Here is a 12,511-nt window from a genome sequence, read left to right on the forward strand (position 1 = left end):
TTGGTGTCGTGCCGTCGGCCCGTCTGTCGCCCGCGCGTCCGTCGGCGCCTTGCCCGGCGAGCACGTCCGCGCCGCCCGTGCGTCTGTGGGCACCCCGCCCGGCCGCCGCCTCCGCGCCGCCGGGCGTCGCGCCGTCGCCGGTCAGCGCGGGATGACGGCCGGGTGGGGTGGACGTCAGCTCGGGGCCGGCGTCGGTACTCCCATCACCTCGCGGGCGTGGCGGTCCGGGGTCATGCCCAGGCGCCAGGCCTGCCAGCCCGCCTCCAGGGTGACGCCGCGTTCCAGCAGCAGCTGGTAGGCCTCCAGGTAGTCGTCGAGCTTGCCGTCGCGGGCGGGATGCGAGGCGCGGGCCAGCTGGGCCGCCTCCTCCTGCGCGACGGCCGTGCCGACCTCCACGCCGCCGGGCGCCGCGTACGGCAGCAGCGTGCAGCGCAGGAAGCGCGCCCAGTCCTCGCCGCGCCGGTCGCCGTAGGAGGCGAACAGCGCGGCCGCCTCGTCGCACAGCGCCAGCGCCTGCGCGGTGCGCGCGTTGCCCGCGTCCACCACGGCCAGCTCCAGGCAGGTCCACGCCTCGCCGTGGGCGACGCCGATGCGCTGGAAGTCGGCGCGGGCGTCCACCAGCAGCTGCCGGGCGAACCCGGAGTTGCGCAGGCTGCCGGTCTGCGCCGCCCGCTGGTCCCGCGTGACCCGCGCCGAGTGGTGCCGGGCGCAGGCCAGGCCGTACACGTCACGCATCCGGGAGAACATCGTGCGGGCGCGTTCCAGCTCGCGCACCGCACGGTCGAGGTCGCCGGTCTCCTCCAGGGCCTGGCCCAGGTAGTACAGCGTCCACGCCTCGCCGCGCGCGTCCTCGTTCTCCCGGTGCCGTGAGGCCGCGCGGCGCAGCGCGTCCACCGCCTGGGCGGCCTCGCCGTCGACGAGCAGCGCGCGGGCCAGCTGGGTCATCGCCCAGGCCTCGCCGCGCGCGTCACGCGTGCGGCCGTACAGCTCCAGCGCCCGGCGCAGGTCGGCGTCCGCGCGCGGGACGTCGCCCCTGCGCAGCCCCAGCTGGCCGAGCTGGAAGTGCGCCCACGCCTCGCCGTGCACCGAGCCGCCCTCGCGGTGCAGCACCAGCGACTCCTCCAGCAGGGTCAGCGCCTCGGCGAGCCGGCCCCGGTCGCGTTCGACGGCGGCCAGCGCGTGCATCGTCCACGCCCGGTCCGTGGCCAGGTCCGGACCGGCCTGCAGGTCCATCGCCTCGCTCAGCTTGGCGGCGGCCTCGGTGAGATTGCCCTGGTGGTGCAGGGTGATGCCGAGCGAGCACAGGGCGCGCGCGGCGCCCGCGTCGTGGTGGGCCTCCAGATACAGGTCGACCACGGAGGTCAGCGTGGTGCGCGCCTTGTCCAGCTCGCCGAGCTGGCGGGCGGCGATGCCGGTGCGCCACTGCACCGAGCGCACCAGCAGGCCCTGGTCGACGCTCTGCGCCAGCTCGCTGATCTCGCCGAGCCGGTACAGGTCGCCGCGCAGCAGGCAGTAGTCGCACAGCGCGCCCAGCAGGTTCAGCACCGCGCGCTGGTCGACGCCCTCGGCGTGCCGGAGCGTGGCGGTGATGAAGCTGGACTCGTCGTCGAGCCAGCGCAGCGCCTCGTCCAGGGAGGTGAAGCCGTGCGGGCTGAACCGGTCCGAGCGGGTGGAGACGTTGCCGTCGACGAGCCGCAGCACGGAGTCGGCGAGCTCGGCGTAGCTGAGGATGAGCCGTTCCTGCGCGGCCGCGCGCTCGGCGGGCTCCTCCTCGTCCAGCAGGCGGGCCTGGGCGAAGGAGCGCACCAGGTCGTGCAGCCGGTAACGGCTGCCGCGCACATGGTCGATCAGGCCCGCGCGGGCGAGCGTGGCGAGATGACGGGCGGCCTCCGCGCGATCGGTGGACAGCAAGGCGGCGGCCGCGGCGGCCCCCAGGGAGGCGCGGCCGGCGAGCGCGAGGCGCCGCAGCAGCCGCCGGGGCTGCTCGCCCTGGTCGGTGTAGCGCAGCCACAGTGCCCGCTCGACCGGCTCGACCGGGCCGTACGCCCCCAGGTCGCCGGCCAGTTGCCGGGGTGAGCGCGGGCCGAGCGCGGACCCGGCGATGCGCAGCGCCAGCGGCAGCGCCCCGCACAGCTGCCGGATCCGGTCGGTGGCCTCGGCGTCGTACGGTCCCGAGGCGTCCTCGGCGGCGGCGTTCAGCAGGTCCTCCGCGCCGGCCGCGTCGAGCGCCTCGACGGGCAGGTGGTGCACCCAGGCGTCGAGGTCGCCGGGCAGGTCCAGCGGCCGGCGCGCGGTGACCAGGACGAGGCTGTCGGAGTGCTCGGGGATCAGCGCGCGCACCTGCTCGGGGTCGTGCGCGTCGTCCAGGATCACCGTGACGGGTACGCCGGCCAGATGCCGGTGGTACAGCTCGCCGAGCCGTTTGACCTGCTGGTCGGGGGAGGAGCGCTCCCGGAAGAGGAGTTGCTCGCGGGGTGCGCCGAGCCGGTTGAGCAGGTGCAGCAGGGCGTCCCGGGTGGGCAGCGGCGGCTCGCCCGCGCCGTCGCCGCGCAGGTCGACCACGCACGCCCCGCGGAACTGGTCCTTCACGTCGTGCGCGGCGCGCACCGCGAGCGTGGTGCGGCCGCTGCCGGGCTCGCCGTGCAGGACGACGACGGTCGGCTTGGTCCGGGTGCCGGCGCGGGCCGCCTGCACCCACTGTCTGATCCGCGCCAGTTCGGCGCGCCGTCCGGCGAACGGGCCGTCGGAGTCGGGGAGTTGCCCGAAGGACTGCTCCAGTGCCGTACGCCCCCGGGCCGCCGCGCTCTTGTCGGCGCCGCGCAGCTGCGGTCCCGGCTGCTTGCCGATCGGGCCGGTGGAGGCGGCCCGTACGCGCTGCTGGTCCAGGAAGGGGCGGATGCCGCGTACCTCCAGTGCCGTCAGCCACTGCAGCCGCAGCTGTTCGGGACCGCCGGGCTGGCCGGCGGCGCCGGCGCGGTGGTGGGCGGCGGGCAGGTGCGCGCCGGCCGCCTTCACCACGGTCGCCGCCGCTCCGGCCACTCCCGCGGTGACGCCGGCGCCGACGGCGGTGGCGGCGCCCGTGCCCAGGGCCACGTCGGCGACGGTCGCGGCTACGGCGGCAACGGCCGCCACCAGCAGGGGAGTCGTGCCGCCCTGCTGGGCGTAGCGCTGCCGGAAACCCAGCTGCCCGGCCCGGGCCTCGTCCAGCGCGCGGGTGTAGGCGTCGTACTCCTCCCGGGCGGTCCGCGCCATGTCGTCCAGGGCGGCGCGCGCCCGGGAGAGCAGCACCTGCCCGTCGATCCGGCCGCCGGAGCGGCGGACCTCCTCCTCCACGGCCCGCGCCAGCAGCCGCTCGGCCTCCACCCGGTGTGCGTCCCGCATGCCTCGTCCCCCTCCGACGGCAACTCCTTTGTCTATGAGTGTCCTTCGGGGGGCGTCGCGATGCGAGAGGCCGCCCCGCGAACGGGACCGGCCGGCACGCGGCCACCAGGACGCTGACGTTCCGTCAGGGCGAGCGCCATGCAGGCGCAGGTGAGCGCGGCCTCGGCCACCGCGCACGCCAGGGCCTGGCCCAGGGCGGCCCCGGGCTGGGCGGTCGTGATGTCGAACCAGGCGTCCAGCACCGCCGCGGTCGCGGTCGCCGACGCGGTCAGCCGCATACGTGGGTCGCGGCGCAGGCCGAGCAGCGCGGTGGCGGCGCAGCCGGCCGCCATCAGCACGTCCAGGCCGATCCAGGCCAGCGACCAGTTCCGCACCTCGGTGCGGGCGGGCAGAGTCAGGCCGAGCACCACCATCCACGGCACGAGCAGTACCGCGGCCGAGCCCAGCCCGACCAGTGTCCACTTCTTCCGCACGTCTCCCACCCCTTCGTCCCCCGTCCCTGGTGCCGGCCGCGGCCTCGCGTCTCCCTCGGATGCCACGCCTGCGCCACCGCATGCCTCCACCGTAGAACCGCAGAGAAAATTCTGCAAAGAAAATTCGGCGAACATCGGGGATCTCTCGGGGTCGCCGGGGTTACCGTGACCGCATGACCGACGGCACGCCCGAGCTGACCAGCGCCGAACGCACCGCCCTGTACAAATCCCTCGGCAACCCGCTGCGCCGCCGGATCCTGGAGTACCTCGGCCGCCACGGCGAGGCGAACTCCACCGTCCTGGCCCGGGAGCTGGGCGAAAGCTCCGGCACCACCAGCTACCACCTGCGCAAACTGGCCGAGCAACGGCTCATCGAGGAGATCCCGGAGAAGTCCGGCGGCCGCGAACGCTGGTGGCGCGCCCTGCCCTTCCGCCACACCACGCCCGACCCGGCCGGCATGCCCCCGGAGGAGTACGCGGCCGCCGCGCACCTCGCCGAGCTGAAGATCGACGTGGACACGCGGCTCTACCGGCGCGCCCACCAGGAGTACCGCGGCCCCGACGGCTGGGCGCAGGTGCAGCGGCATGGCGCCTGGATGACCCGGGACGAACTGCACGCCTTCATGCGCGAGTACGACGCCCTCCTGGCGCGTTACGGCCATGAGCGCGACGACGCGCCGGAGGGGGCCCGCCCGGTGGCCCTGCGTTTCTACGCCGTGGCGGAGCCCGTGGGAGAGTGGAGGAGTGAACCGACTGGCACATGAGACGTCCCCGTATCTCCTCCAGCACGCCGACAACCCGGTCGACTGGTGGCCCTGGTCCACCGAGGCCTTCGACGAGGCGCGCAAGCGGGGCGTACCGGTGCTCCTGAGCGTCGGCTACAGCAGCTGCCACTGGTGCCATGTCATGGCCCACGAGTCGTTCGAGGACCGCGCCACCGCCGACTACCTGAACGAGCACTTCGTCAACGTCAAGGTCGACCGCGAGGAGCGGCCCGACGTGGACGCCGTCTACATGGAGGCCGTGCAGGCGGCCACCGGGCAGGGCGGCTGGCCGATGACCGTGTTCCTCACCCCGGACGCCGAGCCGTTCTACTTCGGCACCTACTTCCCGCCCGAGCCGCGCCACGGCATGCCGTCGTTCCTCCAGGTGCTGCAGGGCGTGCACCAGGCGTGGACCGACCGGCGCGAGGAGGTCGCCGACGTCGCCGGGAAGATCGTGCGGGACCTGTCCGCGCGGGAGATCGCCTACGACACCGTGGCCGCGCCCGGCGAACAGGAGCTGGCGCAGGCGCTGCTCGGGCTCACCCGGGAGTACGACCCGCAGCGCGGCGGCTTCGGCGGCGCGCCGAAGTTCCCGCCGTCCATGGTGATCGAGTTCCTGCTGCGCCACCACGCCCGCACCGGCTCCGAGGGCGCCCTGCAGATGGCGCAGGACACCTGCGAGCGGATGGCCCGCGGCGGGATCTACGACCAGCTCGGCGGCGGTTTCGCACGCTACTCCGTCGACCGCGACTGGGTCGTGCCGCACTTCGAGAAGATGCTGTACGACAACGCCCTGCTGTGCCGCGTCTACGCCCACCTGTGGCGGGCCACCGGCTCGGAACTGGCCCGGCGGGTCGCGCTGGAGACGGCCGACTTCATGGTGCGCGAACTGCGCACGTCCGAGGGCGGGTTCGCCTCCGCGCTGGACGCCGACAGCGACGACGGGTCCGGCCGGCACGTCGAGGGCGCGTACTACGTGTGGACGCCGCAGCAGCTGCGCGAGGTGCTCGGCGAGGACGACGCCGCGCTCGCCGCCCAGTACTTCGGCGTCACCGAGGAGGGCACCTTCGAGGAGGGCGCCTCCGTCCTCCAACTCCCGCAGGACGAGGGCGTCGTCGACGCCGCGCGGATCGCGTCCGTCCGGCAGCGGCTGCTGGAGGCGCGCGCCGAGCGGCCCGCGCCCGGCCGGGACGACAAGGTCGTCGCCGCCTGGAACGGCCTCGCGATCGCCGCGCTCGCCGAGACCGGCGCCTACTTCGACCGGCCCGACCTGGTCGACGCCGCGCTCGGCGCCGCCGACCTGCTCGTCCGCCTCCACCTGGACGACCACGTCCGCCTCGCCCGGACCAGCAAGGACGGGCGCGCCGGCAGCCACACCGGTGTCCTGGAGGACTACGCCGACGTCGCCGAGGGCTTCCTCGCGCTCGCCTCCGTCACGGGCGAGGGCGTGTGGCTGGACTTCGCCGGCATCCTCCTCGACCACGTGCTGACCCGCTTCACCGACCCCGGGACGGGCTCCCTGTACGACACCGCCGCCGACGCCGAGCGGCTGATCCGCCGGCCGCAGGACCCGACGGACAACGCGACCCCGTCCGGCTGGACCGCCGCCGCGGGCGCCCTGCTCGCCTACGCCGCGCACACCGGCTCCGAGCCGCACCGCGCCGCCGCCGAGAAGGCCCTCGGTGTCGTCAAGGCGCTCGGTCCGCGCGTCCCCCGCTTCATCGGCTGGGGTCTCGCCGTCGCCGAGGCCCACCTCGACGGTCCGCGCGAGGTGGCGGTCGTCGGCGCCGCCACCGACGACCCGGCGGCCCGCGTCCTGCACCGCACGGCGCTCCTCGGCACGGCCCCCGGCGCCGTCGTCGCCTACGGCACGCCCGACAGCGACGAGTTCCCGCTGCTGAGCGACCGCCCTCTGCGGGACGGCGCGCCGACGGCGTACGTCTGCCGCAACTTCACCTGCGACGCGCCGACCACCGACCCGGAACGGCTGCGGGCGGCCCTGGGCGGCTGAGACGGCGGAGAGGGCGGAGAGGGCCGAGAGGGCGAGCGGGGCCGGGGTGCGGCGCCCTCGCCTCACAGGGCGGCACGCGTGCGTGCGGCGGGGCGTACACCCCCGGCGGCGAAGCTCGCACGCACCCGCACGCGTGCGTGCGGCGGTGTCGCCGGTCCGTAGGGGCCCGTTCATCTGCGGCCCACCGGAAGGGCCCTGGGACGTCAGGGTGGGCCGTTAGCCTCGGCGGCTGTGCGTGACGGAAGTGACCGCCGTCGTGTACCGGGGGTTCAGGGACTCGGGGAACTGCTCCTCCTCACTTCGACCGGGAGGCGTCCGATGACCCACGAGTACACCGCGCCCGCCCCGGACCTGGGCGCCGCCGAGCTGCCCGAGCCCGGCGCCGTCACCGTCGTCGTACCGACCTTCAACGAGTCGGCGAACATCCGGCAGTTGCTGGCCCGCATCTCCCAGTCCGTGCCCGCGCGGCTGCCCTGCGAGGTGCTCTTCGTCGACGACTCCACCGACGACACCCCGCAGGTCATCGCCGAGGCGGCCCGGGACTGCTCCTTCCCGGTCGGTGTGCTGCACCGCGACGAACCCGTCGGCGGGCTCGGCGGGGCGGTCGTGGAGGGCCTCAAGGCGGCCGGCTCCGACTGGATCGTCGTCATGGACGGCGACTGCCAGCACCCGCCGCACCTGGTGCCGGAGCTGGTCGCGACCGGTGAGCGCACCGGCGCCGACCTGGTCGTCGCCTCCCGCTACACCGACGGCGGCAGCCGGGCCGGACTCGCCGGCGGCTACCGGATCGCCGTCTCGCGGGGTGCGACCTGGCTGGCCAAGGGGCTCTTCCCGGGCCGGCTGCGCGGCATCAGCGACCCGATGAGCGGGTTCTTCGCGATCCGCCGCAGCGCCGTCACCGCCGACGTCCTCGCCCCGCTCGGCTACAAGATCCTCCTCGAACTCGCCGTGCGGTGCCGTCCCCGGCGGGTCGCCGAGGTGCCGTTCGTCTTCGAGGAACGCTTCGCCGGCGAGTCCAAGTCCACCGCCCGCGAGGGCTGGCGTTTCCTGCGCCACCTCGCCGGGCTGCGCGCCGACGCGCCCCTCGCCCGCATGATCGGCTTCGGGCTGATCGGGGCGAGCGGCTTCGTGCCCAACCTGGCCGGGCTGTGGGCGCTGACGCTGCTCGGCGTGCACTACGTCCCGGCGGAGATCATCGCCAACCAGTTCGGCGTGGCCTGGAACTTCCTGCTCATCGAGCAGCTGCTGTTCCGCGACCGGCGCGCGCACCGCCGCTGGTGGGACCGGCTCGGCCGGTTCGCGCTGCTCGCCAACGCCGACCTGGTGCTGCGCATCCCGCTCATCGCGCTGTTCGTCGGGCACCTGGGGATGGGCCCGCTGGCCGCGACCGCGCTGGCGCTGGTCACGACGTTCGTGCTGCGGTTCGCGGGCACCGAGGCCCTGGTGTACCTGCCACGCCGGCGCACTCGGGGGCGAGACGCGAACCAGGGCGTCAGCGGGGGCTGAACTCCGCCACCGCGCGCTCCACGATGGCCTCCAGCTGTTCGTGGTGGGCGCCCTTCCAGTAGGCGCGGCCGCAGTCGCGGCACTGGGCGAACACGTCGTACGTGCGATGGGTGCCCTGTTCCAGCTGGTCGGCGACCTCTTCCTTGGTGGCCCGGCGCAGCAGGCCGTTGCAGGCGGTGCAGCGGGTCCAGGGCCGGAGCTCGGGCCGGAAGCGGTCGAGGACGTCGCGGAGCTGTTCCTCGGGCCGGGTGCTGTAGACGAAGCCGCCCGCCCACAGTTCGCGCCGGCGCAGCAGCCCCCGGTCCCGGCTGAGCATCACGCGCTGCTCGGCGGCGGAGCGGGCGGCGAGCGCCGGGTCGCCGATGTCCGTCGACTCGTACGCCGTGTCCACGCCGAGGAGGCGCAGCCGCCGGGCGAGGGTGCCGAGGTGCACGTCGAGCAGGAAGCGCAGCGGCGCGCCGGGGACCTGCTGGGGGCGCTGGACGGTGCCGACCCGCACCCGGTCGCCCGGGGCGGGGATGTAGGACACGGGCACCTCGCGGCCGTCCACGGCGAGGCCGCCGACCTCGGTGAGCGGCACACCCAGGGACTCCACGACGTGGCCGAGTGTCGAGACGCCGTCGACGGCGGCGGGGACGGCTCCGCCGCGTCGCGCCTGCGGCACGAACAGATGCAGTTCGGGGGCGAACTCGACGTGGATCTCGGCTGCGTTCACCCGGCCAGGATGTCACGCCAGGGGCGCGTGTCTCCCGGCGTTTTCCCGGGGGCGGGCCCGCGGGCGCGGGCCGATGGTGTCAGGTTCGCCGGGCCGGAAGCCCGTGTTCCAGTACGTCGAACGTGCGGTCGACCAGGTCGGCGAGGTCGGTCCGGAAGCCGTTCTCGGCCCAGTGCAGACAGGCTTCCATCAGGCCGCCCATCAGGGACATCGCGAAGACGCGCACCTCCAGGGCGTCCGCGGCGAGGCCGGTGCGTTCGGCGAGGGCCCGGCAGAGCAGGCGGCCGGTGACGGAGGCGTTCTCCCTCATCCGGGCGCGCACGGCCGGCACCTCGGCCATCAGCGTCGTGCGCAGCCGCATGGCCTCGGGCTCCTCGCCCGTCCCCACGCCGACGGCCGTACGGATCACCTGGCGCAGGGACTCCGTCGGCGGCTCGTCGAGCGGCCGCGCCCGCAGCTCGGCCAGGAGGACGGCGTCGTACTCGTCGGTGAGGACGATGTCCTCCTTCACCGGGAAGTAGCGGAAGACGGTCGAGGGGGAGACCTCGGCGCGCTCGGCGATCTGCTCGATCGTGGTGGCGTCGTAGCCCTGCTCCTGGATCAGTGCGTACGCGGCGGCGCGGATCGCCCGGCGGGTCTTGATCTTCTTGCGTTCGCGCAGGCCCGGACGCGGTCGGTCGGCGGGGGAGGGGCGGGGTGCGGCCGTCATGGTGGTCATTGTCGGCCATCGGAAAAAGGGCCACGGCCCGGTCGGCCGTGGCCCTCGTGCCGGGGCGCGGGAGGTCAGGCGTGCTGGTAGGCCACCAGCGAGATGCCGACGTAGTGCGTGATGAACGCGGCCAGCGTGAAGGAGTGGAACACCTCGTGGAAGCCGAACCAGCGCGGTGAGGGGTTGGGCCGCTTGATGCCGTAGATCACGCCGCCCGCGCTGTAGAGGACGCCGCCGACGATGACCAGGACGAGGACGGCGACGCCGCCCGCGTGCATGAAGTCCGGCAGGAAGAAGACGGCGGCCCAGCCCATGGCGATGTAGCAGGGCGTGTAGAGCCAGCGCGGGGCGCCGACCCAGAAGACGCGGAAGACGATGCCGGCCGCGGCGGCGGCCCAGATGCCCCACAGCAGCCACTGGCCCTTGGCCCCGGGAAGCAGAAGCATGGTGAGCGGGGTGTAGGTGCCCGCGATGATCAGGAAGATGTTGGCGTGGTCCAGGCGGCGCAGGATGCCGTCCATGCGGGGGCTCCAGTTGCCCCGGTGGTACAGCGCGCTCACGCCGAACAACAGGCAGGCGGTGAGTGCGTAGATCCCGCAGGCGAGGCGGCCGCGCGGGGAGTCGGCCAGCGCGGTGAGGATCAGGCCGGCGATCAGGGCGGCCGGGAACATGCCCAGATGCAGCCAGCCGCGCAGCTTGGGCTTGAGCGGCTGGGCGAGCGAGTGTGCGAGCTGGTGGGCCATCGAGGGCCCGGAGGCGGCACCGGAGCCGCGGCCGGCGGCCTGCGTGTCCGTGGGCGCGTCGGAGGCGGACGAAGTCATGGCCGCATGGTACCTACGCCCCCATAAGTCGGGGGTCAGCGCGGGCTCGTGGCCCGCCGTGCGTAAAAAGACCTTCAGGTTAATCCAAGACGCCCACAAAGAGAACGTAAACCCGCTGGGAAACCGTGGCGTTCCTCACGTCGCTCACCTGTGAGGCCCCCTGGACATATGGGCGCTTCCGTCGGATGATCAAATGAGTGCAGTCGGCACCGGATGAGCATCAGCGAAGCGTCCGGGTCGCAGCCCCCACGGGGCAACAAGGGACAAAATCCATCATTTAGGAGCAACCGTGGCGCGCGACAACTCGGCTTCCAGCGTTCCCACCGACCATCAGGAACTGATCTCGTGGGTGAACGAGATCGCCGAACTGACGCAGCCGGACAACGTGGTCTGGTGTGACGGATCCGAGGCCGAGTACGACCGGCTCTGCGAAGAGCTGGTCGCCAAGGGCACCTTCAGGAAACTCGACCCGATCAAGCGCCCCAACTCCTACTACGCGGCCTCCGACCCGACCGACGTCGCGCGCGTCGAGGACCGGACCTTCATCTGCTCCGAGAAGGAGGAGGACGCCGGCCCCACCAACCACTGGAAGGACCCCGCCGAGATGCGGGAGATCTTCAGCGGCGACAAGGGCCTGTTCCGCGGCTCCATGCGCGGCCGCACCATGTACGTCGTGCCCTTCTGCATGGGCCCGCTCGGCTCCCCGCTCTCCGCCATCGGCGTCGAGATCACCGACTCCGCCTACGTCGCCGTGTCCATGCGCACCATGACCCGCATGGGACAGCCGGTCCTCGACGAGCTGGGCGCCGAGGGCTTCTTCGTCAAGGCCGTCCACACGCTCGGCGCCCCGCTGGAGCCGGGCCAGGAGGACGTGCCGTGGCCCTGCAACTCCACCAAGTACATCTCGCACTTCCCCGAGTCCCGCGAGATCTGGTCCTACGGCTCCGGCTACGGCGGCAACGCCCTGCTCGGCAAGAAGTGCTACGCGCTGCGCATCGCCTCCGTCATGGCCCGCGACGAGGGCTGGCTCGCCGAGCACATGCTCATCCTCAAGCTCACCCCGCCGCAGGGCGAGTCCAAGTACGTCGCCGCCGCCTTCCCGAGCGCCTGCGGCAAGACCAACCTCGCCATGCTGGAGCCCACGATCTCCGGCTGGACCGTGGAGACCATCGGCGACGACATCGCCTGGATGCGCTTCGGCGAGGACGGCCGCCTGTACGCGATCAACCCCGAGGCCGGCTTCTTCGGCGTCGCGCCCGGCACCGGTGAGCACACCAACGCCAACGCGATGAAGACCCTGTGGGGCAACGCCGTCTTCACCAACGTCGCGCTCACCGACGACGGCGACGTGTGGTGGGAGGGCATGACCGAGGAGCTCCCGGCCCACCTGACCGACTGGAAGGGCAACGACTGGACGCCGGAGTCCGGGACGCCGGCCGCCCACCCCAACGCCCGCTTCACCGTGCCGGCCTCGCAGTGCCCGATCATCGCGCCCGAGTGGGAGGACCCCAAGGGCGTGCCGATCTCCGCGATCCTCTTCGGCGGCCGCCGCGCCAGCGCGGTGCCGCTGGTGACGGAGTCCTTCGACTGGAACCACGGCGTCTTCCTCGGCGCCAACGTGGCCTCCGAGAAGACCGCCGCCGCCGAGGGCAAGGTCGGCGAGCTGCGCCGCGACCCGTTCGCCATGCTGCCGTTCTGCGGCTACAACATGGGCGACTACATGGCCCACTGGGTCGACGTGGCCAAGGACAAGGACCAGTCCAAGCTGCCGAAGATCTACTACGTCAACTGGTTCCGCAAGAACGACGAGGGCAAGTTCGTCTGGCCCGGCTTCGGCGAGAACTCCCGCGTCCTGAAGTGGATCGTGGAGCGCCTGGAGGGCAAGGCCGAGGGCGTCGAGACGCCGATCGGCATCCTGCCGACCAAGGACGCCCTGGACACCGACGGCCTCGACCTGGCCGACGCCGACCTCGACTTCCTGCTCACCGTCGACAAGGAGGTCTGGCGCGAGGAGGCCGCCCTGGTCCCCGAGCACCTGAACACCTTCGGCGACCACACGCCGAAGGAGCTGTGGGACCAGCACCGCGCGCTCGTCGAGCGCCTGGGCTGATCCCGCCCCCGAAAACCCCGC

Annotated in this window: 9 protein-coding genes; 4 read left to right on the forward strand and 5 right to left on the reverse strand. The window is 73.4% G+C overall.

The annotated features are described in order from the left end of the window. Positions 1–174 precede the first annotated feature (174 nt). Together ACF1AL_RS24035 and ACF1AL_RS24040 are read right to left on the reverse strand one after the other, a co-directional pair. On the reverse strand, positions 175–3,381 hold the full coding sequence (locus tag ACF1AL_RS24035) for a tetratricopeptide repeat protein (protein ID WP_391827312.1): 3,207 nt from the start codon (positions 3,379–3,381) through the stop codon (positions 175–177). Positions 3,382–3,413: 32 nt separating this feature from the next. Beyond that, positions 3,414–3,854, reverse strand: a complete 441-nt coding sequence (locus ACF1AL_RS24040) for a hypothetical protein (protein ID WP_391827314.1) — start codon at positions 3,852–3,854, stop codon at positions 3,414–3,416. Between the two features lie 173 nt (positions 3,855–4,027). Between ACF1AL_RS24040 and ACF1AL_RS24045 the strand changes: the two genes are divergently transcribed. The 3 genes from ACF1AL_RS24045 (at position 4,028) to ACF1AL_RS24055 (ending at position 8,135) form a co-directional block, all read left to right on the forward strand. Continuing rightward, complete coding sequence (locus tag ACF1AL_RS24045) at positions 4,028–4,618, forward strand: ArsR/SmtB family transcription factor (protein WP_391780064.1); 591 nt, start codon at positions 4,028–4,030, stop codon at positions 4,616–4,618. Continuing rightward, on the forward strand, positions 4,599–6,629 hold the full coding sequence (locus ACF1AL_RS24050) for a thioredoxin domain-containing protein (protein WP_391780065.1): 2,031 nt from the start codon (positions 4,599–4,601) through the stop codon (positions 6,627–6,629). Before ACF1AL_RS24045 ends, ACF1AL_RS24050 begins: the two co-directional genes overlap by 20 nt. 318 nt (positions 6,630–6,947) lie before the next feature. Further along, entirely contained in the window at positions 6,948–8,135 is a 1,188-nt protein-coding gene (locus tag ACF1AL_RS24055) for a glycosyltransferase (protein ID WP_391827316.1), read from the forward strand. On the opposite strand, the gene ACF1AL_RS24060 is transcribed toward ACF1AL_RS24055, so the two are convergent. From ACF1AL_RS24060 to ACF1AL_RS24070, 3 genes are all read right to left on the reverse strand, one after another. Next, entirely contained in the window at positions 8,122–8,850 is a 729-nt protein-coding gene (locus ACF1AL_RS24060) for a Mut7-C RNAse domain-containing protein (RefSeq protein WP_391780067.1), read from the reverse strand. The genes ACF1AL_RS24055 and ACF1AL_RS24060 overlap by 14 nt on opposite strands. A 79-nt stretch (positions 8,851–8,929) precedes the next feature. Beyond that, positions 8,930–9,568 carry a TetR/AcrR family transcriptional regulator gene (locus tag ACF1AL_RS24065; RefSeq protein ID WP_391705257.1) on the reverse strand — a complete coding sequence of 213 codons (639 nt, stop codon included), beginning with the start codon at positions 9,566–9,568 and terminating at the stop codon, positions 8,930–8,932. Positions 9,569–9,633: 65 nt separating this feature from the next. After that, entirely contained in the window at positions 9,634–10,380 is a 747-nt protein-coding gene (locus ACF1AL_RS24070) for a hemolysin III family protein (protein ID WP_391657332.1), read from the reverse strand. A 289-nt stretch (positions 10,381–10,669) separates the two neighbouring features. On the opposite strand from ACF1AL_RS24070, the gene ACF1AL_RS24075 reads away from it, so the two are divergent. Beyond that, positions 10,670–12,490, forward strand: a complete 1,821-nt coding sequence (locus ACF1AL_RS24075) for a phosphoenolpyruvate carboxykinase (GTP) (protein WP_391827318.1) — start codon at positions 10,670–10,672, stop codon at positions 12,488–12,490. The last annotated feature ends 21 nt before the right edge of the window (positions 12,491–12,511 follow it).

It is taken from the genome of Streptomyces sp. NPDC014801 (assembly GCF_043082085.1).
GTDB lineage: Bacteria > Actinomycetota > Actinomycetes > Streptomycetales > Streptomycetaceae > Streptomyces.

What these genes read in the sequence shown, in the direction of transcription:
- ACF1AL_RS24035 (WP_391827312.1), bottom strand. Translation starts at nt 3,381, where the DNA reads ATGCGGGACGCACACCGGGTGGAGGCCGAGCGGCTGCTGGCGCGGGCC.
- ACF1AL_RS24045 (WP_391780064.1), top strand. Translation starts at nt 4,028, where the DNA reads ATGACCGACGGCACGCCCGAGCTGACCAGCGCCGAACGCACCGCCCTG.
- ACF1AL_RS24055 (WP_391827316.1), top strand. Translation starts at nt 6,948, where the DNA reads ATGACCCACGAGTACACCGCGCCCGCCCCGGACCTGGGCGCCGCCGAG.
- ACF1AL_RS24065 (WP_391705257.1), bottom strand. Translation starts at nt 9,568, where the DNA reads ATGACCACCATGACGGCCGCACCCCGCCCCTCCCCCGCCGACCGACCG.
- ACF1AL_RS24070 (WP_391657332.1), bottom strand. Translation starts at nt 10,380, where the DNA reads ATGACTTCGTCCGCCTCCGACGCGCCCACGGACACGCAGGCCGCCGGC.